Genomic DNA, 18070 nt, shown 5'->3' on the forward strand with positions numbered 1-18070 from the left:
CGCCCTTATGTGTCGTGCTTAATAAAAGGTTGTAACAATGTCAGATGATAAAGAATTTAAAGATCCGTTCAATGCAGCGTACTTTTTTGGCTTCGTAGCTATATTTGTAGGTATTGGTTGCTTAAATGCAATTGTTGGCTGGTTTGCTGTGTTATCTTAATTATTTATCTCAAGGCTGTTGTTACCAACAGCCTTATTTTTTAAAACTTCCCCTCGCCTGAAACGGTTAAAACACCTTTTATAATAACGTCAAACTCGCAATCAAAGGTCACTTAAGGTTATAATCAGCTGCTTTGTAATATAAACCATTGAGCAGTTAAAATTATGACTCAAGTAACACCTGCAATTATCAAAAACAGCATAACTACGATTGCTGATTACCCTAAAGCGGGCATTATGTTTCGCGATGTAACGACACTAATGGCAAACCCAGATGCATTTAAAGCGACTATCGATGCTTTTATTACTGCATATAAAGATCAGGGTTTTACCAAAATTATTGGTACTGAATCACGAGGCTTTATTTTTGGTGCACCCTTGTCTTATGCTTTGGGTATTCCATTTATTCCAGTGCGTAAGCCTGGCAAACTGCCGCGTGAAGTTGTTCGTCAAGACTACCTACTAGAATATGGCGAAGACACGTTAGAACTGCATGTAGATGCTATCGTTCCAGGTGATAAAGTATTGCTTGTTGATGACTTACTAGCAACCGGTGGTACTATTGAAGCAACCATTAAATTAGTGCAAAAATTAGGTGGCGAAGCCACTGATGCAGCATTTGTTGTTTCATTACCAGAGCTTGGTGGTGAAAAGCGTATCGAAAAAATGGGTATTAAAATCCTAAAATTGGTTGAATTCGAAGGCGAGTAATCGATGAGTTATCAGGTTCTAGCGAGAAAATGGCGTCCACAAACCTTTCATGAATTGGTTGGACAGTCTCATGTTAAACAAGCGCTGGTTAATGCGCTAACGCAAAATAGACTGCACCACGCTTATTTATTCACTGGAACCCGAGGTGTGGGTAAAACCACAATAGCGCGTATTTTTGCTAAAAGCTTAAATTGTGATGAAGGCATTTCGGCAAATCCGTGTGGTCAATGTAGCAGCTGTAAAGATATAGAAGCAGGACGTTACATTGACCTACTCGAAATAGATGCAGCTTCGCGCACTAAAGTAGAAGACACCCGCGAAATACTCGATAACGTACAATACGCACCCACACGAGGGCGCTATAAAGTATACCTAATCGATGAAGTTCACATGCTTTCTAAGCACAGCTTTAATGCGTTACTAAAAACGTTGGAAGAGCCGCCTGAGCATGTAAAATTTTTACTTGCGACTACCGATCCACAAAAGCTACCAGTCACTATATTATCTCGCTGCTTGCAATTTAACTTAAATGCGTTATCGCAAAATGAAATAAAAACTCAGCTTGAACACGTACTGACGCATGAAAAACTGAACTTTGACAACGATGCTTTGCGCATTATTGCCAAAGCCGCAGACGGTAGTATGCGAGATGCGCTTAGCTTAACCGACCAAGCTATAGCACAAACTAATGGTGATATTAACAACCAAGCGGTACAAACTATGCTTGGTTTAATGGACACGCATTATAGCCAAAGTTTACTAGCCGCGTTACTTGCCCAAGATGGCGCAGCGCTAATGAAAGAAGTAGCAAATGTTGCTAGCAGAAACCCTAACTTTGTGGCCTTACTAGATGATTTAATTGCATTAACGCATTTGACACAGTTAAGCCAATTAGTACCTGAAGCTGCCGCTCTTGATGAAACAAATGCCGATTACATCACGCATGTTGCTCAAAATACAAATCCACAGCAAATTCAAATTTACTATCAGCTACTGTTAAACGGTAAAAAAGATCTACAATGGGCGCCAGAGCCTCGTTTAGGCTTTGAAATGATTATGCTAAGGCTGTTAGCGTTTCAACCAATTGATACACAAAACCAGCAACCAGTAGCTGTAAATACACAGCCTGTGCAAAGTAATACGACAAAGGCCAGTGCCTTACGTGATATTTTAAATAAAAGTAAACCGCTGCCAAGCACAGCTCAAAATAATGATACAACGCAACCACAAATTATTGAGCCAAAACCAGCTGAGGTCGCTAAGCTATCAGAGCCGCAAAACGTAGCGCCCGACACTCTTAATAATAACTCTAATACAACGCAGCAGGTTTCTACAACTGTATCAGCAGGAGAGCAAGCAGTTGTGTCGGCTGTGCAAAATGAAGCGGTGAGTGAGCAATTAGTTACTCAGCAACATCAGCATACAAATGATGTAACTGACGAGCAAGCGCAGCGTCAAAGCGAAGATGAGGCCTACTTACAGCAAAGTAATTTAGAGCACTCATTAGCGGCACAGTTTGATGATGTTATTAGTAGTGCGGTTGATCAAGGGTTTAACCCTGCAACAAATACGGCAGCGCAAGCTCAGCAAAGCCAAGCGACAGACACCTCAATTAGCGAACAAGAAGCGCGAGCACAATCTGCTATTGCACGTATTTTAAGAGATAGAAATATATCGGGTGCGGGTAAGCTCTCAAATGCAAAAGAGACTGAGCAGCAAAATACAGCAAATTTAAGCTCTGCTAACAGTCGGCCGAGTCGCTTTACTGCTAATAGCAGTAACAGCAATGAGCAAAATGTTACAGCAAATAGCGATGCAATTAATCACAGTAGAGCTAACAATAATGCGCAGCAAACACACACAGACAATCCGCCGCCGTGGCCTAATGATTTCGCAGGTGAGAGCGAAAAAAAGCCACAGCTCCCACTAGCGGGGAGCCAAAACAAGGCAGCAAGCCAAGCTCAGTTTGAGTCAAAACCTGAGCGAAAAATAGACTTTAAAGCAAAGCACCAAACAATTACCGAAAATTTAGCCCCTGAGCTACTTGAGCAAATTAACCCGCAAAAAGTACCCGAAGTTGTTGTAGCGCAGCCTAGCATTCCAGCGCCTGATGATTTTCAGAGCCCAATAAGCGAAATTCGCTTTGCGCATCAGCAAGACGAGTGGGCATATTTAATTAAACGCATGGGATTAGGCGGGCGTATGCGCCAGTTTGCGTTGCACTCTATTTTTACTAAGCAAGGCAATAATTTGCATATAGATGTTGATGAATCACAAAAACATTTAGATACGCCCATGCTACGCCAAAGACTTGATGCGGCGTTATCCAGTATTTATGAGCACAATGTAACACTGAGTATTAATTTTGCTAAAGGGGTGATTGATTCGCCTTATTTAATTCAACAAAAAATTGATGCAGGTCGTCATCAGCAAGCAATAGATGTGATCACCTCAGACGATAATATAGTACAATTTCAGCAGCTATTTAGTGCCGAAATTGACGAAAACAGCATTCAGGCATTGTAATTTATTACAACTGCCCTTATTTAGTAACCTAGTTAATGTATTAAAAAAGAAAGAGAGAAAGTTATGTTTAAAGGTGGAATGGGTAACATGATGAAGCAGGCGCAGCAAATGCAAGATCGCATGCAAAAAGCCCAAGACGAAATTGCAACATTAGAAGTTGTAGGCGAAGCCGGTGCCGGTTTAGTTAAAGTAACTATGCTAGGTAACCACAACGTTCGCCGCGTAGAGCTTGATGAGAGCTTAATGCAAGACGACAAAGACATGATTGAAGACTTACTTGCAGCAGCATGTAACGATGCTGTTCGCCGTGTAGCAGACGAAACACAAGAGCGTATGGGCAAAGTAACTGGCGGTATGCAATTACCACCAGGTATGAAAATGCCGTTTTAAGCCTATATGCAACTTTCAGCTAGTTTAACTCAGCTTATAGAGGCATTGCGTTGTCAGCCGGGCATTGGCCCTAAGTCAGCGCAACGTATTGCTTTTCACTTGCTAGAGCGCGACCGTAAAGGGGGCACTCAGCTTGGCAATGCACTGACAAAAGCTATGACGGCGGTTGGTCATTGTGAGTCATGTCGCACTTTTTGCGAGCAGTCGCAGTGCGACATTTGTTTAAGTACTAAACGCCAAGACAGCGGCATATTATGTGTTGTTGAATCGCCAAGCGACGTACTTGCTATAGAGCAAACAGGTCAATATTTAGGGTTGTACTTTGTATTAATGGGGCATTTATCGCCTATTGATGGTATTGGCCCTAAAGAAATTGGCCTAGATGTTTTAGAGGCAAAGTTGGCACAAAGCGGTATAAACGAGGTGATTTTAGCAACCAACCCTACGGTTGAAGGCGAAACCACGGCACATTATATTGCTCAGCTTTGTCATAAATACAAAGTAGGTGCTTCGCGTATTGCTCATGGTATACCGGTAGGTGGTGAGCTTGACTTAGTCGACGGTACAACGTTAATGCATGCCTTTAGTGGCAGGCGAACGGTAACACAAGACTAACTGATAACTGCTGTTAGAAATTGTAAAAAAAGCCTGCATAATTAAGTTATGTGGGCTTTTTTGTTGTACGTAAGCCAACTAGATTAAAGACGTGCATTGCCAGTATGATCATGTTTTTTTAATTGGATTGGTATAAATATTAAGCCTACTAATTCAGGCATAGTAAGTAACCTAAACTCCGGATAATAAACCTATCTCAAGCAGCTATTGACGCGTAAATTCGCCTTGTTTTCACTGAAAACCTCAGGCTAGAGAAATTAATTTAAATATAATTATGATTCAATACGTTAGTAAATCTCTTAACCAGAGTTTAGGTTAAGCAGTATAACCAGTCCTAATTTTAAGGAATAATTATGCCGACTCCTGACTCTGATACCATGATTATAGTTGATGATTTTGTAGCTCCACAGTGCGATGGCTTGGTTGAAATCCTCTTTGCAGATGAAGACATTTTATTGATCAACAAACCCAGTGGTTTGTTGAGTTTGTCGGGGAAAAACCCGCTCAATTGGGATTCTGTGCATTATCGTTTAGTGAATGGGCAAGCAGGTATTACGGCTGCGTACCCCGAGGCTAAGTTACCGCACAGGTTAGACTTAGGTACATCGGGCATTATGGTTGTGGGATTAAACGCAGCGGCTGCTAAGCATCTAAATAAACAGTTTCAGGCGCGTACAATTAAAAAGCGCTATGTAGCCATATTACACGGGTGGTTAATTGACGACGAAGGGCAAATTAGTGCGTCGATAGCAAAAGATAAACTGCTTTTTCCGCGGGTTAAAATCTGCGAAGCCACAGGCAAAACTGCCGTAAGTGAATATAAAGTGCTGCAACGCCTAACGCAACCACAGCGAACCTTAGTGCAATTTACACCCATTACAGGGCGTACGCACCAATTGCGTATTCACAGCCAGTTTATAGGGCACCCTATTTTAGGGTGCGATTTATATAACAATGCACAAAGCGAGCATATGGCAGCGCGCTTACAGCTTCATGCAAGTGATTTGTATTTTCAGCACCCGGTAAGCAATGAGCAAATTCATATGCAATGCGCTAGTACGTTTTATTTTTAAGACAATATTGGTTGGGACTTTTTTTATTTTTTCCCTTGAAGTTCTAGCAGCTCCCCCATATTAAGTGCATAACGCAGACACTTTGCAAATTGGAGATATATTAATGACTGCAGCACAAAAAGAAACATTAGGCTTTCAAACAGAAGTAAAACAACTATTAAACCTGATGATCCATTGTATTTAAACATTCCACGCTATTTATTTTTATCTCCCTTTTAGTCCTGTTATCCACGTAAAAACAACAACTTAAACCACCACTAACCACTCCTATCTACTACTAACTATCTTTATATATCGCTGTTATTGGTGACAATTGTGTACCAAGGTGTGTACCATTTTATTATTGGCCTCAAATTTGGTCACATTTGGTACACAGAGTCGGAGCATCAATGAACATAACAGCAGCTAAGCTAAAGAGTTTGAACGGTAAAGAGTATGCCGGCAAACCTGAGCTAACGGATGGCGATAGCTTATCCATAAGGATCTCCCCAAAGGGAAAGATCACCTTTCAAATACGCTATAGAATAGATGGTAAGCAGGCACGATATAAAATTGGCACTTACCCTACAATGACGCTTGCACAGGCTAGGGAAAATTGTGCGGAGCAAATGAAGTTTGTTGCGAAGGGTTTAGATCCTCGGAAAATGGAAGCTGTAAAATCTGTTTTAGTTGATCATATAGATAACCCAACTATTAATGACTGCATTGAATACTGGTTTAAAAATTACTGTTTGCCCAGACGAGATAAGCCGGCTGAAATTAAATTGCGTATTACTTCATGCTTAAGAACCCTATGGGCAAAGCAATACGTGTCAATCATGGATAAGACGCACTTTGCAGCAATGTTTAAAGCGATGAATGATAAGTCAATTGAAAAGGGGCGGGGTAAGGGGTTTTCGTTTAACGCGATAATTGAGATCAGATCTGCGCTTAGGTTTTGCGTTCGCCAGGGGTTTATTGATAACACCCAATTTGAAGCTTTGCGCCCTGGTGATTTTGCGAGTGACTATGACGTTCGTGAGCATTATTTATCAATACAAGAGTGCCAGTTAATTTGGGCCCATGTTGATGAGTTGAATATAACCGATAGAAATAAGGTTATTCTGCGTTGCGCTATGGTCTTTGGCTGTCGCATAAGCGAGCTGTGCAGTGCGAAAAAAACAGACTTTGATTTAAAGGCAATGCTATTCACTACGCAAAGAGAAAATACAAAAGGTGCTTTGCATTCTATTGTTAGGCCTATACCACCTGATTTAATTGCTGATCTGCAGCATATGAAAGAGCAATCGCCTTCATTTAAGCACATGTTTCCTAATCGTGATGGCGATTACCCAGCTAACAGCTCAAGTGTTAGCCAAATATCTAAAGCATGCCATCAAGAAATAGAGGGTGTTGCGCCGTTTAGAATGCATGATTTAAGACGGACAATATCAACACATTTAACTGATGCGGGATGCCCTTTGCAATTTACTGAAAAATTACTAGGGCATAAAATGAAAGGCGTGTTGGCGATATATAATAAATCGCCAATGCTCGATGGTTTAACCGAATGGGTTAACCGGTGGGTGATCATGCTGAAAGGCGAATAGATTGACCGTCTAACTTTGCTAAATCTTCATAGTAGCGATCAACGGTTTTCTTTAACCAGCGGTTAGGCTTTCCGTAATGCGAGGGTGGCATAAACTTACCTTTAGAGACTAATTCTAAAATGTAGTTTGGTCTTACACCCTCCATTGCTGCTATTTCTTTTGTCGTGTAATACTTGCTAGTTGGTAAGCTCATAAGTCACCTGCCTTTTTTAATCTATAAACCATATCAGCTACGGTTTTATATGTTCGACCAAGCGCTAAGCTAATATCTTGAAGTTGCTTAGTTCCGCGCATTTCTTTTAAATATTGAATTTCAGTCGTTAGCCAAGGTTTTTTATGGTTAAAATGAAATTCAGGGTCGTATGTTTTGCTCATAAGTCACCTGTTAATTTTTCATAGCAATCAGTACATAAAAGCTTGTTGCCTTCACCTTTAAAGCAGACTATGTTCATTACTTCACCGGTTTCATTAGCTCCAACTTGAAAAGGCCAATTGCAAGTAAAACACCGATTAAACTTTTCTTTAAAGCGCGAACGCCCACGTTTAAACTCTTCTGACATTCTTGCAAATTCAGCCTTGTGCCAATCAACCGCTAGTGATTTAGTTGTGGTAATAACCACTTTGCCTGGCTCTGTTATTTCAACACTTCTCATAAATCACCTACCTAGCCGGAGCAAGGGAGCTGGTTGTTAAGTCCCATTGCATTTTACAATTTCTTCTTTCACTTACTCGCTTGCGTATGCTTTTTGCTTCATGACCCGTTCCGTAGTTTAAAAGCCAAGAATTTCTACCTTCATGATCTTTTGGTAGCTGTAAAATTAAGCCCTCAGCATGCTTAACACGGCTACATTTCGATTGCTTTTCAGCAGAAGTAAGTATTATTTTATCAATATCCATAGATCACCTATGCTAATTTTTTATCAAAGTCGGGGTTCATAGCTCTATAACAAGCCGATTTCATGCAACCTTTGGCGTTGTTAAGTGCGCTGTTTAGCTCTTCGCGCGTGTCGGGTACGCGGCATTCAAAATTGCTACGCTCAACACCGTTATAAAAATCCCACCGAAGGCGTGGCTCGTCGGCGCTCACGTCATTAGCGTAAATAGTTACTCCATAACCTACGCTTTTTTCTGGCACACAATCAGCCGCATCTTTTAGCAAGTTGGCTAAGTATTGCTTATGCGATACGTTAGGCTTGCCACTTTGCAGTAAGGCCCAGGCGAATGAATAAACGTATTCGTTTAGGTCCATTTCACCGCCTTTTTGCTCTTTTAATTTAAAGCCATGCTTTAGAGCCAGGGCTTTGATTTTTGCGTTGTTCATGGCTTCACCTTGATTTCATTTGTTACTACTTTATGCGCGCACTTGGTATTGCCATGTGCGCCACAACCGCCTTTTATCTTGTGTTTACCGCAAAGCGCCACTGCCTTTCCCGCCTTGCCAATAACACCGTTTACACTGCACTGATAAATAACTTTGCTCATGCTCAATAGCTCCGATTTTGGTTTAAGCGCATACCAGTTATGCGCTCTGCGTTTTACTTGTGGTTTCATTAGGCTGCTAACTCTGCATCAGGTTCTTGCTTGTAGTTACTGCAAACCTCAACCGCGTACACACCTTTATTTAATTTTGAACAGCTACCGTATTTAGCTTTCTTGCTATCACTGTTGATAGCAAAGCCTTTACAGGTGAAGTTCTGGCAGCTAATGCACGCTTTAGGCATACCTACTTTTGAAATTTCCATTTTATGCACTCGCTTTAAATTGGTTGGCTGTTAGCCGATCGTATTTTTTCTGCGTTATGCCATGGGCTTTAATTGCTTCACTCGAATTTATACCGCTATCTATTTTCTCTTTAATAGCGATAAGCAATAAATGCTGGTTATTGCGCTGTATATTGCGAATGTCAGGCTTCTTTATATTTTGCTTTTCTAGCTGGTAGTAAATTGCGCCAACTGATACGCCTATTTCTTTGGCTATAACTGTCACGGTTTTAGTCTTTAGCTGCTCTGGGACGTTAGCTTTTTTTATTTTTAGTGCTGGAACGTAACCCTTAAAAGCAACTTTATTTTTTTCCATGTGGTAACGGATTGTTTCAGGGTAAACCTCGAATTTGTCGGCCACTTCTTTTAGAGGTAATGTTTCAACAAGCTCTAAAATTAGGCTTACATCTTGTTCGCTTAATTTGCTCATGCTGCTTTCCTTGCCTTTCTCAGCTTTGCAGCATGGCGGCCTTTGCATGACTTGCTAAAGTAAATACCCCAGCCTCTTGCAAGGTCCGCTTTGCGTACTACTTTTTTATTTCCGCAACCACAAGCGCAAAGTATTTCTTTTTGATGCGGCTTTAGCTTTGGTCTTTCTGATTTAGATCCCGCTAAATTAAAGGGGGGTGGGTTATTCAGCTTTCCAACTTCATCACCCCAAACAGACCAACCCTTTACACGCTTGCGAGAGAAAAGCTCGATGCGAGGAACGTCACCGGCTAGCTCAACGCATGCTTGCCTAAACTCGTCTGGCTTTTCGCTGTGCTGGCGTACTGGCAATGCACCGGCGTACACGCCAAGGCCCAGCACTTCATCAAGGCTTTTTGAGTCATAGTTACCAACGGCGCGTACTGAGCGGTCTGAAACTTTTGGCTTGCCTTTAACAGCTATAATTGCTGACTCGCTGCCTGCGCGGGTCCAAAAGCCCATGCCAAAAACAGGGTTGTTGTGAACGGTTAATTTATTCCAATTAAAGCCATTCATATTTTTAAGCGTAAAGCCCCATGCTTTAACAACGTCCAGGGCTTCTTGTGGCATAGCGCCCACGTACCACATAACCAAAATACAATCGTCCGCGGCTATATCATCAATAGGCATAGCTTTTAGCTCGTCTACGCTCATTGTTGATTTGTATTGATGTGCCGCACCGCTTGTCATGCTTCCGCCTGTTTTTTTATTGCCAAACTGCCAAGCAGGGTCGCAGTAAATAAGGTTAAATTTTTGGCCTTTAAATTGTTCAAACATGGGGCGCTCCTTAGATGCACATTAGTAAAGCGGGGTATTGCAGACCAATTGGCGCGAACGGGATTTCATCGTCGTAAAAGTCATTGCCTGGACCCATTGGGTTACCTGAGCCACCTTGTTGCTGCCCGCCATTCATGTACTGGCTATTAGAAACGCCGCCTTGTTGCTGGTTGTTTTGCTTAGGTGCAAAGTTGCCTTGCTGCTGACCTTGATTACCTTGGCGTTGCGCCTGGCTGTTGCCTTGGTAATTATTATTACTATTGCTGTAAGAATTATTACCCTGTGCTTTATTGCCTTGATGTTGGCCGCCTTGCGGTCCCTGAGCTTGATTACCTTGCCCTTGCTGTCTTTGACCCAGCATTTGCATTTGCCCGGTAAAGCCATCAACTACAACCTCAGTTGTGTACTTTTCTTGGCCTTGTTGATCGGTCCATTTACGCGTTTGTAATTTACCTTCAACGTAAATTTGTGAGCCTTTGCGCACATATTCGCCTACGATTTCAGCTAACTTGCCAAAAAATGAAATGCGATGCCATTCGGTTTTTTCTACCATTTGGCCGGTAGCTTTATCTTTGTAGTTATCGCTTGTCGCAAGCGTTACGCTAGCTACTGCGTTACCGCTGGGCATGTAACGCACTTCTGGATCTTGCCCGCAATTACCTACTAAAATTACCTTATTCACACCTTTAGCCATTACTTACTCCTTACTTAGTTGTTAAAAAAATAATGGTGGCTAGCACTAAAACGCGCACTGTGTTTACTGCTACCATTTTTAAAAAGTCTCTGCGCTTTTGCTTATCAATAGCGCTTGAGCTATTGCCTTTAATTGCCATGTAGTCGTGCATCATTAGGCTGCTCGCTTCACTTTCATTGCTGGACTAATACCGCCAAGCTCTAAAATAATGTTGTTCATTTTTGCGCAAACGTTGAATGCAAGAGAGCGCCTTGTTGTAAACTTGCAGCCAGGTAGTGCCCAGCCGGCTTCGCCATTAACTTTGCATGCGATAATAGTTGCTTGGCCTACGCGAATATCTTTAAAATCTTCTCTTGCGGCTATTAGTCGTGGAACGCGTAATACTTTCATGTGAACCTCGGTTAAAAGAGCTGCGCCCGAAGGCGCTGGCTCGGTCGGAGTTAAAATTAAGCGGCTAATGCTTTATTTAAGCGTTGCTCTAGCAGTTCGATATAGCTTTCAGCGTGCATTAGCTGGTTGCATATGCGGTCTAGCTCGTCGTTATCTGCGCGGTCACGGTCGCTAGGCCATAAATCAAGTGGGTCGTAACCTAGCTTTTCGCCACTTTCAAAAACAGGCGATTTAAAGTTATTGCCTAAAAGCGGTTCGTTTTGGCCCAGCATGCGATTAACGTCGGTTAGCGCTTCGTGCTGCTCAACTGGCGCTTGCTCGGCTTCAATTGCTTGGTGCTCTGCATTGCGCTGCTCGTTTAGCTGGGTCTGCGCTGCTTGCTGCTGCGCTTCAACTTGGCTAGCTGCTTGATTAGCTACTTGTTGCGCTTGCTCTACTTGCAACTGCTGCGTGTGCATCATGGTTAATTGCTGAATAACTTGCGCTAGCACTTGGTTTACTTCGCTTGTGCGGTTGCCAAACTTATCTTCGCTTGGTGTAAAGCTTTCTAGCTGCTGAATGCGAGCCATAACTTCATTACTTTGCTTGCCGAAGTAATTCATTGGGTCGTTGCGCAGGTTGCTTATACGGACCTCGATTTCTTGAGCTTGTTTTTGCAGGCGTTCTTGCTGTGCCACTGCCTCTTGCTGAATGCGCAATTTCTCACGCTCTAACGCTACTGCCTCTGCTGCTTTGGCCGCTTGGTACATGTTGTTGAGCGTTTCAAGGACTTCTTTTTTAGTGTTGATTGCTTCGTGAATAAGCTCTTTGTCGAAAATATCGGTTTCAATCAAATCAACTGACTCAATGGTGTCGGCTATAAACTTGGCTGACTGGCCTTTGCATTGCTCGACAAAATAGTTAATGTCGGCTATTTCTTGGCGCTGCTTGTTTAAAAACGCTTCGCGCTCTGCGGCCTTGCGCGCCGCTTCTTCTTTGCGAAAAGTATCTTCATCTTCAAACGCAACAACAATAGGTTTAAAAATGCCGTTAACTTTTTCACTTAGATCATCTGCGTAAGTTTTAACTTCTGCAGTAAAGTCCAGGCGGCGACGCTTAATTGACTCAACAAGCTTGTTGCGCTCAGTGCGTATTTTGCGACCTTCTTTAAAGTCGTCGTCGTCTTTCATATCGAGCGTTAGCTTTTTAGGGTATTTTTTACGTAAATCAGCAAGACCTTGCTTTGTTAGATCTTCTTGAAAAACGATTTCAACTAAATTAGTTGCAGTGGTTGATTGGTTGCTCATGGCTCTATACTCCGTGGTTTAGTTTATTTAGCGCGTCTGTATGCGCTTGGTTAACGCGAGCAACATAATCGCTGCTATCTACGTTGGCTGATTTACAGTGACCTTTAAGCTCTTGCAGTAAGTGCTTATGGTTCAGGGTTAATACTGATTCGTTTTCCGCTGTGGCTATGCGGTCAAAAATAGATGTGTTAAGCCAGGTGATGAACTTTTTGTTAGCCGCTAGGCTGTTCTCTTGCGCCTTTGCTTCAAGCTCAGCTTTTTTGCGGTCTTTTATTTCAACGGCCTTGTTGCGTATATCAATACGATTAAGTGCCGCAGCAAATTTATAAGCCTGGTTGTAATGCTCGCGCATTGTTTCCATGCTTGTAGCTTGCTCGATAGCATCAAGGTACTTATCAAATTTGGCCGATGGCATTGCCCAATCGGGTAGGGCAGGTGGAAACCACTCTGCATCCATTCTAGGGCCGCCCTTATTACCTTTATTTAGCGGTATGCGGATATACTCGCCATTACATTCAAAGCGATTTTGAACCGGTGCGCATGTTGCAAACTCGGTATCAAGCGAGTAAAGGTAGCGGCCAATGCCGAACTGAACTGCGCAGCGTTTCATAGCGCCAGACAAAGCACCCTTTAGCGCTTCAATTGGCGTGTACTCTGAGCCATCCCATTTAGTAATCCAGTTATCACCAAAGCGAACTTTTAAGCCGCACAAGTAACCTTTGCCGGCTGCCGCCTCCTGGTAAATATTTTCCCAGGCGTCAATACCTACAACATCGTCAAGGCGCTGTTGAATAGCGCGGTTGGTGATGTAAGGAATAACCATTACCCAAGGCTTTTGCTTTGCAGTTACGCCGCTTTGCTGAACGCGCCATTCAATATCGTGTTCCTCGAAGGGATCAGCTAATAAGCGCTGTATTTCTGCTGGTGTTTTATTGTTGCTCATTGGCTTAGCTCGCTAACTTAATGTGTGGTGCAAACGATTTATCTTGTTTTTTGTATGCACGAACTTGGTTAAACGCGTTCTCAAGCTGGGCCACTGCATCAGTGTCAGTTAGCTTGATCATGAATGACTTAGCAGATACGTCATTGACGTAAATAAACACGTTAATAAACGGCGTCTGTGCGTTGGTAACTACATTTACATGCACGTTTTCACGAAAGTTGAATGATTCAACTGCAAGCGCTGCAATTAGCGATTTCGCTTCAAGTGATAAAGCAGGGTGTGTTTGGGTTTTATGACTCATATTGATCGCCTGTTTTGTATAACTCATTAAACAATGATTCAAAGTATATTGAATTATACAGTTTGGTCAAGTGGTTTGTTTAATTAATTATACAGTCGAGCTAATAAAAAGCACCTAAGTAGGTGCTTTTATTGTTGAGGAGAGTTGTTGAGGCTATTTATTTTTACATTTATACGCGTCAGCTGAAACGCTTGGGGAGTAACCTCCGTTTATTGAGTGCCACACTAAATGCGTGCCCCCTAAGTCTATGGCTTGCTGTTTGGCCTGTTCTTTAGCATTATTTATACCCGTTGTAGCCGCTAACCCTCCCCAACCAGACGTTCCTGTTACGTTGGTAATGAATTGGCATCCGGTAACTTCACTTAGTACAGTTTCTTTGATTTCACCGATAGCCTGTTGAGAAGCGCAGCCAGCAATAGCGGCCGATATAATTGCAATTGTTATTCTTCCATTCATTCTAACATCCTGAACATTTATTTTTTATTGAATATATTTCTGCAGGACATAGCTACAAGCTTGGCGGCAGTGTCTGATTTTGCGTTTCCTATATTGCTAAGAATGCACTCATTAGCATTTGCAGGGGTTAAATAGGCTTGTATAGCTGCAAAGGCTATTAAGGCAGCAATCACACTAGCTACTATTGTATTTCTAGTCTTTTGATTCATTAGTAACCTCTTTAACAGTAACTGGGTTTAAAAATCCTGAATAACCTGTTTTACCACGCCAATGATAGTGCAGTTTCCATTAATTGGCATGGTTGGGTAGCTGTTATTAAAGGGCTTTAAATATTTGGCCCCGCCATCTATCACTAACTGCTTTAGAGTGGCTTCTTCACTATCGTTTAACATCGCTACTACAACTTTACCATGCTCAGCACCAATGCAAGGATCCACGATAATTACCGAGCCTTCGGGAATTGATTTGCCGCCGGTAAAGCTGGTCATGCTATCCCCCTTAACGCGCAGAGCAAATGCTTCGTCACTTACGTTGGCGGTGTGCTGATAAAAAATAGTATCACTAGTTTGTTGCAGCACTTCCATGTCGATCTCTTTCCATTTACCTGCTTGCACCCATGATATTAAAGGTGCTTTGCCCCTTAAGTCTGGCCCAAGCTCTAATTCCACATTGCCTTCCGGCACTCCTGAGCCTGACGCTAACCACCTGGCATTGCATCTTAGTGCTTTAGATAGCTTTAATAAATTTTCACTTGATGGGATTACTTGGCCTGTCCGCCAGTGACTAACAGAAGCTCGACCAGTCCCTAGCTGTCTAGCAAGCTCACTACCTTTTATTCCAAGTTGGTTCATTCGTGAAATCAAGCGTTCTGAAAAGCTCATGGTGCCTCGCGCATAAAGTTTAGTTATCTATACATTATATTTAAATTGTGTATCTTTGTGTTGAACAATGGTTTCGTATAATCTACTATACAAACATTGCAAACTAAGGAGCGCTCATGAAAACTCAAGACGCAATTGATTACTTTAAAACTAAGGCGGCATTAGCCAAAGCATTTACACCGCCCTTAACGCGAGGCGCTATAACGCACTGGGCCAATGATGGCCACCTTCCTCGTGGTCGCGCTTTTGAGCTTCAGTTAATTACTAAAGGGAAGCTAAAAGTTGACCTTTCGGTTTACGAGACCGAACACCCTAAAACCGCAGCATAGGAGAAACTATAAATGCTTTTATCTAAAAAGAGTACGAGAAACGCTAAGCCTAGCGCTCGATGCGCACTTGAAGCAGCGGCAAGTATTGCGAGTGATTTTAATGTGTCTGAAATTGCGCGCGTTATGGCTAAGTCGCCAACAACGCTTAGCAATAAGCTGAATACAAATATTGATTCGCATGTATTAACGCTGCAAGAAGCTATTGCCATTCAGAATATAACTAATGACAGTCGAATTTTAAACGCCTGGGCTTATAGCGAAGGGAAAACGGTTATTGATTTGCCAGACGTTGGGCTATCTGACGAAGAGTTGGCAGATCAGGTTTTGCATTTGCAAGAAGCGAGCGGCGATTTTGCCAAGTCTGTGCGTTTGTCGCGTGCGGATGGAGTTATTACGGCGAGTGACTTTGATGTTATTCAAAAGCGTTCTTTGGCCGCAATTACAGCAATTTTACATGTAACGGCTGAGCTTGAGCAGATGGTTAGGCCTGATCCTAATAAGCCGGTATCAGCTAAAGCTACAGCGTTGAAGGTGGCGTAATGAGCGATCCGGCAGATGTTGCACAGCTAGACATTGAGCATGCAGAGGCTGTTGCTATTGCGAACGCCAGGCGGCCAGAAGTAGTACCAGCCGACGAATGCATTGAGTGTGGCAATGAGATAAGCGAGGGCCGTAAAAAGGCCATTAAAACCAATTTATGTATTGGTTGTGCAGAAATGCGCGAGTTACGTAGCAGAAACTACGCAACTCGCAGATAAAACAAAACCCGCATCAGCTTTGGTCGGCACGATAGCGGGTTTCAATTTCAACGAGGTAAGTATGAGCAATTTAGCAGAAGTTTACAAGTTCCCTGATAAACGAGGGAGCGAAATTAATCAACATGACACAGGTGGTTATGTGAAAGCAGATATTGAGCAAGGTTATGACAGGCTAGCCCAAAAGCTAACTGACACGCTTGCAAACCCACCGGTGAAGCTAAGTGCGCGCGAGTATCAAATTGTGTTTGCTGTGATCAGTAAAACGTATCGCTGGCAGAAAAAAAATGACTGGATGACTAATACGCAAATTAGCAGCTTGACCGGAATTGATAGTACGAATATCGGGAAAATAATTAAAGGTTTGATCGCTAAGAAAGTGTTATTTCGTGATGGTAAAAACACTGGAATTAACCCTGTTGTTAGTGAGTGGCAAGAAATAGAGACTAGTCAAAACCAACTAAAAACTAGTCAAAAACGACTAGTTAAAAATACCCCTAAAACTAGTCAAAAACGACTAGCTAACTCGTCAAAAACGACTAAAAAACTAGTCGAAAATGACTGCCACATAAGAAAAGAAACTAATACAAAAGATAATAATAAAAAAATAAACAAAAAAAGTTTGCTTGAATCTTTAGATTTTTCTACTTGGCCAGCCATGCCTAGCAATCAAATTTTTGATGATTGGATTGCTATGCGTAAATCCAAAAAAGCGAGCGTTAGTCAAACCGTGATTAACAACTTTGGGGCTCAGTTTCAAATTGCTTTTCAAAACGGGCTCAGTGTCGATGAATGTTTATCCGAGTGCATAACGCGAAACTGGCAGGGATTTAAATATTCTTGGATAGCCAATTCAAATCAAAACTCATCGCAGAGCTTTGGCAGTCAATCTAGGTTCGTTGGCGATCAACTGGCAGCTTTGCAGCATTCAGTGGCCCACATTCCAACTCCGCACGATGACGAGGTGCTTTGATGAACACTCAAGTTTCAACAATCCACAGCGCAGACAAGCGGCAGACTAACGATGTGCTGGTTAAGCTGATCAGCGATGAGGTGTTGCCATCACTAAAAGCGTACTACCCAAACAGTGATTTTAACTGGCGCGGCAACCTTGTTTTATTTGCAAATGAATATGCTGGGCAGCTTTACGGTATGGGGATCATCGCTAAGCACGTAAGAGCTGCGTTAGATATGGCCCGATTACTTTCAACAAGCGAGAGACACGCACCAAACCCAATTGAATTTAAAATTTTATGCCTACAAGCGAAGGGTATGCCAACGCTCGATAGCTGCATGAGCGAGATAAACGAACAGCGCATTAAAAATTACGGAAAAGACAAGGATTGGTCAGAGCCTTTAGTTTATTGGCTTAACCAGCAAATTGCTGCTGCGCGTGCAACGTTGACTGATAGCGCATGGAAGAAGATGGCTAAAAACCGTTACACGGAATTGGCTGATAAGTATGGCAAAGGTGAGCTAGGCCCGATACCACTGAAAATCGAATATAACGCACTGCCGGCTTATTTGAGATATGCGGGAGTGGGGCGATGAAGTCATACGAGCAAGATCAAAAAGAGTTTATTAGAGCGCTAAAAGAGATTTTAGGTGTTCACTATCAATCGGCCCTGGCAGATGCGAAGCAAGCAAGGTTAGCAGCTTTACAGGGGATTAAAAACCCAACACCAAAGCAGCTTGGTTTTGCTACTGCCGAAGCTAACAGGGCAATGGCTCGCGCAGCTAAGGCGTGTGGCGTTGATAGCGTGCCGCAGTATATCAAGGATAAAAAAGAGCAGGGTAGAAACCACTACGCTTCACAGGCAAGAACAAAGCAAACAGCCAGGCAAAGCAATATTAAGGCTAACCCTGGTAATTTTACATCGAGCAAAGTGCCAGCCAATCAAGGTTATTCACTTAATGCAGAGCTGGAAAAAACATTCAATAACGCAAGAAAGACCGCTTAGGAGCAA

31 protein-coding genes are annotated in these 18070 nt (G+C 42.5%); 13 read left to right on the forward strand and 18 right to left on the reverse strand.

Annotated features, from left to right (window positions below):
- Nucleotides 1-37 precede the first annotated feature (37 nt).
- The 7 genes from PTRA_RS19330 to PTRA_RS06155 all read left to right on the forward strand — a co-directional run bounded on the left by PTRA_RS19330 (nucleotide 38) and on the right by PTRA_RS06155 (nucleotide 7063).
- Nucleotides 38-160 (forward strand): hypothetical protein, encoded by a 123-nt coding sequence (locus tag PTRA_RS19330; protein WP_011327883.1) that lies wholly within the window; start codon nucleotides 38-40, stop codon nucleotides 158-160.
- A gap of 164 nt (nucleotides 161-324) precedes the next feature.
- Nucleotides 325-870 (forward strand): adenine phosphoribosyltransferase, encoded by a 546-nt coding sequence (apt, locus tag PTRA_RS06130; RefSeq protein WP_058373065.1) that lies wholly within the window; start codon nucleotides 325-327, stop codon nucleotides 868-870.
- A 3-nt stretch (nucleotides 871-873) separates the two neighbouring features.
- Nucleotides 874-3396 carry a DNA polymerase III subunit gamma/tau gene (gene dnaX / locus PTRA_RS06135; protein ID WP_058373066.1) on the forward strand — a complete coding sequence of 841 codons (2523 nt, stop codon included), beginning with the start codon at nucleotides 874-876 and terminating at the stop codon, nucleotides 3394-3396.
- A gap of 63 nt (nucleotides 3397-3459) precedes the next feature.
- Nucleotides 3460-3786: a YbaB/EbfC family nucleoid-associated protein gene (locus PTRA_RS06140; RefSeq protein ID WP_011327886.1), complete on the forward strand. Its 327-nt coding sequence runs from the start codon at nucleotides 3460-3462 to the stop codon at nucleotides 3784-3786.
- A gap of 6 nt (nucleotides 3787-3792) precedes the next feature.
- Nucleotides 3793-4401, forward strand: a complete 609-nt coding sequence (recR, locus tag PTRA_RS06145; protein ID WP_058373067.1) for a recombination mediator RecR — start codon at nucleotides 3793-3795, stop codon at nucleotides 4399-4401.
- A gap of 353 nt (nucleotides 4402-4754) precedes the next feature.
- Nucleotides 4755-5474 carry an RluA family pseudouridine synthase gene (locus tag PTRA_RS06150; protein WP_058373068.1) on the forward strand — a complete coding sequence of 240 codons (720 nt, stop codon included), beginning with the start codon at nucleotides 4755-4757 and terminating at the stop codon, nucleotides 5472-5474.
- Between the two features lie 389 nt (nucleotides 5475-5863).
- A complete protein-coding gene (locus tag PTRA_RS06155) occupies nucleotides 5864-7063 on the forward strand; it encodes a tyrosine-type recombinase/integrase (RefSeq protein ID WP_058373069.1) in 1200 nt (399 codons plus the stop codon).
- On the opposite strand, the gene PTRA_RS06160 is transcribed toward PTRA_RS06155, so the two are convergent.
- From PTRA_RS06160 to PTRA_RS06240, 18 genes are all read right to left on the reverse strand, one after another.
- The gene (locus PTRA_RS06160; protein WP_058373070.1) at nucleotides 7044-7256 is read right to left on the reverse strand and encodes a helix-turn-helix domain-containing protein; all 213 of its coding nucleotides are present in this window, start codon (nucleotides 7254-7256) and stop codon (nucleotides 7044-7046) included. The genes PTRA_RS06155 and PTRA_RS06160 overlap by 20 nt on opposite strands.
- The gene (locus PTRA_RS06165) at nucleotides 7253-7438 is read right to left on the reverse strand and encodes a hypothetical protein (RefSeq protein ID WP_058373071.1); all 186 of its coding nucleotides are present in this window, start codon (nucleotides 7436-7438) and stop codon (nucleotides 7253-7255) included. The genes PTRA_RS06160 and PTRA_RS06165 overlap by 4 nt, the downstream gene beginning before the upstream one ends.
- On the reverse strand, nucleotides 7435-7716 hold the full coding sequence (locus PTRA_RS06170) for a hypothetical protein (RefSeq protein ID WP_058373072.1): 282 nt from the start codon (nucleotides 7714-7716) through the stop codon (nucleotides 7435-7437). The genes PTRA_RS06165 and PTRA_RS06170 overlap by 4 nt, the downstream gene beginning before the upstream one ends.
- A gap of 7 nt (nucleotides 7717-7723) precedes the next feature.
- The gene (locus PTRA_RS06175) at nucleotides 7724-7960 is read right to left on the reverse strand and encodes a hypothetical protein (RefSeq protein WP_058373073.1); all 237 of its coding nucleotides are present in this window, start codon (nucleotides 7958-7960) and stop codon (nucleotides 7724-7726) included.
- A 7-nt stretch (nucleotides 7961-7967) separates the two neighbouring features.
- Nucleotides 7968-8384 carry a hypothetical protein gene (locus PTRA_RS06180; RefSeq protein ID WP_058373074.1) on the reverse strand — a complete coding sequence of 139 codons (417 nt, stop codon included), beginning with the start codon at nucleotides 8382-8384 and terminating at the stop codon, nucleotides 7968-7970.
- The gene (locus PTRA_RS06185; protein WP_058373075.1) at nucleotides 8381-8614 is read right to left on the reverse strand and encodes a hypothetical protein; all 234 of its coding nucleotides are present in this window, start codon (nucleotides 8612-8614) and stop codon (nucleotides 8381-8383) included. Before PTRA_RS06185 ends, PTRA_RS06180 begins: the two co-directional genes overlap by 4 nt.
- The gene (locus tag PTRA_RS06190) at nucleotides 8614-8805 is read right to left on the reverse strand and encodes a hypothetical protein (RefSeq protein ID WP_058373076.1); all 192 of its coding nucleotides are present in this window, start codon (nucleotides 8803-8805) and stop codon (nucleotides 8614-8616) included. The genes PTRA_RS06185 and PTRA_RS06190 overlap by 1 nt, the downstream gene beginning before the upstream one ends.
- A gap of 1 nt (nucleotide 8806) precedes the next feature.
- Complete coding sequence (locus PTRA_RS06195) at nucleotides 8807-9253, reverse strand: hypothetical protein (protein WP_058373077.1); 447 nt, start codon at nucleotides 9251-9253, stop codon at nucleotides 8807-8809.
- Nucleotides 9250-10068, reverse strand: a complete 819-nt coding sequence (locus PTRA_RS06200) for an MT-A70 family methyltransferase (RefSeq protein ID WP_058373078.1) — start codon at nucleotides 10066-10068, stop codon at nucleotides 9250-9252. Before PTRA_RS06200 ends, PTRA_RS06195 begins: the two co-directional genes overlap by 4 nt.
- Before the next feature lie 10 nt (nucleotides 10069-10078).
- Nucleotides 10079-10762, reverse strand: a complete 684-nt coding sequence (ssb, locus tag PTRA_RS06205; RefSeq protein WP_058373079.1) for a single-stranded DNA-binding protein — start codon at nucleotides 10760-10762, stop codon at nucleotides 10079-10081.
- 10 nt (nucleotides 10763-10772) lie between these two features.
- A complete protein-coding gene (locus tag PTRA_RS19070; protein WP_157756043.1) occupies nucleotides 10773-10916 on the reverse strand; it encodes a hypothetical protein in 144 nt (47 codons plus the stop codon).
- Nucleotides 10916-11152: a hypothetical protein gene (locus tag PTRA_RS06210; protein WP_058373080.1), complete on the reverse strand. Its 237-nt coding sequence runs from the start codon at nucleotides 11150-11152 to the stop codon at nucleotides 10916-10918. The genes PTRA_RS19070 and PTRA_RS06210 overlap by 1 nt, the downstream gene beginning before the upstream one ends.
- Before the next feature lie 56 nt (nucleotides 11153-11208).
- Complete coding sequence (locus PTRA_RS06215) at nucleotides 11209-12438, reverse strand: hypothetical protein (RefSeq protein ID WP_058373081.1); 1230 nt, start codon at nucleotides 12436-12438, stop codon at nucleotides 11209-11211.
- Nucleotides 12439-12442: 4 nt separating this feature from the next.
- Nucleotides 12443-13381, reverse strand: a complete 939-nt coding sequence (locus PTRA_RS06220; RefSeq protein ID WP_058373082.1) for a Rad52/Rad22 family DNA repair protein — start codon at nucleotides 13379-13381, stop codon at nucleotides 12443-12445.
- Between the two features lie 4 nt (nucleotides 13382-13385).
- On the reverse strand, nucleotides 13386-13682 hold the full coding sequence (locus PTRA_RS06225) for a hypothetical protein (protein WP_058373083.1): 297 nt from the start codon (nucleotides 13680-13682) through the stop codon (nucleotides 13386-13388).
- Nucleotides 13683-13835: 153 nt separating this feature from the next.
- Nucleotides 13836-14138, reverse strand: a complete 303-nt coding sequence (locus PTRA_RS06230; RefSeq protein WP_058373084.1) for a hypothetical protein — start codon at nucleotides 14136-14138, stop codon at nucleotides 13836-13838.
- A 17-nt stretch (nucleotides 14139-14155) separates the two neighbouring features.
- Complete coding sequence (locus PTRA_RS06235) at nucleotides 14156-14347, reverse strand: hypothetical protein (RefSeq protein ID WP_058373085.1); 192 nt, start codon at nucleotides 14345-14347, stop codon at nucleotides 14156-14158.
- A gap of 27 nt (nucleotides 14348-14374) precedes the next feature.
- Nucleotides 14375-15019 carry a LexA family protein gene (locus tag PTRA_RS06240; RefSeq protein WP_069188184.1) on the reverse strand — a complete coding sequence of 215 codons (645 nt, stop codon included), beginning with the start codon at nucleotides 15017-15019 and terminating at the stop codon, nucleotides 14375-14377.
- A gap of 116 nt (nucleotides 15020-15135) precedes the next feature.
- Between PTRA_RS06240 and PTRA_RS06245 the strand changes: the two genes are divergently transcribed.
- The 6 genes from PTRA_RS06245 (at nucleotide 15136) to PTRA_RS06270 (ending at nucleotide 18064) form a co-directional block, all read left to right on the forward strand.
- Nucleotides 15136-15348, forward strand: a complete 213-nt coding sequence (locus tag PTRA_RS06245) for a Cro/CI family transcriptional regulator (RefSeq protein WP_058373086.1) — start codon at nucleotides 15136-15138, stop codon at nucleotides 15346-15348.
- A gap of 12 nt (nucleotides 15349-15360) precedes the next feature.
- Nucleotides 15361-15888: a phage regulatory CII family protein gene (locus PTRA_RS06250; RefSeq protein WP_058373087.1), complete on the forward strand. Its 528-nt coding sequence runs from the start codon at nucleotides 15361-15363 to the stop codon at nucleotides 15886-15888.
- Complete coding sequence (locus PTRA_RS06255; protein ID WP_058373088.1) at nucleotides 15888-16106, forward strand: TraR/DksA C4-type zinc finger protein; 219 nt, start codon at nucleotides 15888-15890, stop codon at nucleotides 16104-16106. The genes PTRA_RS06250 and PTRA_RS06255 overlap by 1 nt, the downstream gene beginning before the upstream one ends.
- A 61-nt stretch (nucleotides 16107-16167) precedes the next feature.
- Complete coding sequence (locus PTRA_RS06260; RefSeq protein WP_058373089.1) at nucleotides 16168-17076, forward strand: replication protein; 909 nt, start codon at nucleotides 16168-16170, stop codon at nucleotides 17074-17076.
- Nucleotides 17076-17654 (forward strand): replication protein P, encoded by a 579-nt coding sequence (locus PTRA_RS06265; RefSeq protein WP_058373090.1) that lies wholly within the window; start codon nucleotides 17076-17078, stop codon nucleotides 17652-17654. Before PTRA_RS06260 ends, PTRA_RS06265 begins: the two co-directional genes overlap by 1 nt.
- Nucleotides 17651-18064: a hypothetical protein gene (locus PTRA_RS06270; protein ID WP_058373091.1), complete on the forward strand. Its 414-nt coding sequence runs from the start codon at nucleotides 17651-17653 to the stop codon at nucleotides 18062-18064. Before PTRA_RS06265 ends, PTRA_RS06270 begins: the two co-directional genes overlap by 4 nt.
- Nucleotides 18065-18070 lie beyond the last annotated feature (6 nt).

The sequence above is a fragment of the Pseudoalteromonas translucida KMM 520 genome, from assembly GCF_001465295.1.
Lineage (GTDB): Bacteria > Pseudomonadota > Gammaproteobacteria > Enterobacterales > Alteromonadaceae > Pseudoalteromonas > Pseudoalteromonas translucida.

Coding starts and splice junctions, on each gene's coding strand:
- PTRA_RS06155 (WP_058373069.1), top strand. CDS start 5,864: ATGAACATAACAGCAGCTAAGCTAAAGAGTTTGAACGGTAAAGAGTAT.
- PTRA_RS06180 (WP_058373074.1), bottom strand. CDS start 8,384: ATGAACAACGCAAAAATCAAAGCCCTGGCTCTAAAGCATGGCTTTAAA.
- PTRA_RS19330 (WP_011327883.1), top strand. CDS start 38: ATGTCAGATGATAAAGAATTTAAAGATCCGTTCAATGCAGCGTACTTT.
- PTRA_RS06185 (WP_058373075.1), bottom strand. CDS start 8,614: ATGAAACCACAAGTAAAACGCAGAGCGCATAACTGGTATGCGCTTAAA.
- PTRA_RS06150 (WP_058373068.1), top strand. CDS start 4,755: ATGCCGACTCCTGACTCTGATACCATGATTATAGTTGATGATTTTGTA.
- PTRA_RS19070 (WP_157756043.1), bottom strand. CDS start 10,916: ATGATGCACGACTACATGGCAATTAAAGGCAATAGCTCAAGCGCTATT.
- PTRA_RS06160 (WP_058373070.1), bottom strand. CDS start 7,256: ATGAGCTTACCAACTAGCAAGTATTACACGACAAAAGAAATAGCAGCA.
- PTRA_RS06200 (WP_058373078.1), bottom strand. CDS start 10,068: ATGTTTGAACAATTTAAAGGCCAAAAATTTAACCTTATTTACTGCGAC.
- PTRA_RS06175 (WP_058373073.1), bottom strand. CDS start 7,960: ATGGATATTGATAAAATAATACTTACTTCTGCTGAAAAGCAATCGAAA.
- PTRA_RS06170 (WP_058373072.1), bottom strand. CDS start 7,716: ATGAGAAGTGTTGAAATAACAGAGCCAGGCAAAGTGGTTATTACCACA.
- PTRA_RS06270 (WP_058373091.1), top strand. CDS start 17,651: ATGAAGTCATACGAGCAAGATCAAAAAGAGTTTATTAGAGCGCTAAAA.
- PTRA_RS06230 (WP_058373084.1), bottom strand. CDS start 14,138: ATGAATGGAAGAATAACAATTGCAATTATATCGGCCGCTATTGCTGGC.
- recR (WP_058373067.1), top strand. CDS start 3,793: ATGCAACTTTCAGCTAGTTTAACTCAGCTTATAGAGGCATTGCGTTGT.
- ssb (WP_058373079.1), bottom strand. CDS start 10,762: ATGGCTAAAGGTGTGAATAAGGTAATTTTAGTAGGTAATTGCGGGCAA.
- PTRA_RS06190 (WP_058373076.1), bottom strand. CDS start 8,805: ATGGAAATTTCAAAAGTAGGTATGCCTAAAGCGTGCATTAGCTGCCAG.
- PTRA_RS06265 (WP_058373090.1), top strand. CDS start 17,076: ATGAACACTCAAGTTTCAACAATCCACAGCGCAGACAAGCGGCAGACT.
- PTRA_RS06210 (WP_058373080.1), bottom strand. CDS start 11,152: ATGAAAGTATTACGCGTTCCACGACTAATAGCCGCAAGAGAAGATTTT.
- PTRA_RS06215 (WP_058373081.1), bottom strand. CDS start 12,438: ATGAGCAACCAATCAACCACTGCAACTAATTTAGTTGAAATCGTTTTT.
- PTRA_RS06245 (WP_058373086.1), top strand. CDS start 15,136: ATGAAAACTCAAGACGCAATTGATTACTTTAAAACTAAGGCGGCATTA.
- PTRA_RS06255 (WP_058373088.1), top strand. CDS start 15,888: ATGAGCGATCCGGCAGATGTTGCACAGCTAGACATTGAGCATGCAGAG.
- PTRA_RS06250 (WP_058373087.1), top strand. CDS start 15,361: ATGCTTTTATCTAAAAAGAGTACGAGAAACGCTAAGCCTAGCGCTCGA.
- apt (WP_058373065.1), top strand. CDS start 325: ATGACTCAAGTAACACCTGCAATTATCAAAAACAGCATAACTACGATT.
- dnaX (WP_058373066.1), top strand. CDS start 874: ATGAGTTATCAGGTTCTAGCGAGAAAATGGCGTCCACAAACCTTTCAT.
- PTRA_RS06240 (WP_069188184.1), bottom strand. CDS start 15,019: ATGAGCTTTTCAGAACGCTTGATTTCACGAATGAACCAACTTGGAATA.
- PTRA_RS06195 (WP_058373077.1), bottom strand. CDS start 9,253: ATGAGCAAATTAAGCGAACAAGATGTAAGCCTAATTTTAGAGCTTGTT.
- PTRA_RS06235 (WP_058373085.1), bottom strand. CDS start 14,347: ATGAATCAAAAGACTAGAAATACAATAGTAGCTAGTGTGATTGCTGCC.
- PTRA_RS06140 (WP_011327886.1), top strand. CDS start 3,460: ATGTTTAAAGGTGGAATGGGTAACATGATGAAGCAGGCGCAGCAAATG.
- PTRA_RS06225 (WP_058373083.1), bottom strand. CDS start 13,682: ATGAGTCATAAAACCCAAACACACCCTGCTTTATCACTTGAAGCGAAA.
- PTRA_RS06220 (WP_058373082.1), bottom strand. CDS start 13,381: ATGAGCAACAATAAAACACCAGCAGAAATACAGCGCTTATTAGCTGAT.
- PTRA_RS06260 (WP_058373089.1), top strand. CDS start 16,168: ATGAGCAATTTAGCAGAAGTTTACAAGTTCCCTGATAAACGAGGGAGC.
- PTRA_RS06165 (WP_058373071.1), bottom strand. CDS start 7,438: ATGAGCAAAACATACGACCCTGAATTTCATTTTAACCATAAAAAACCT.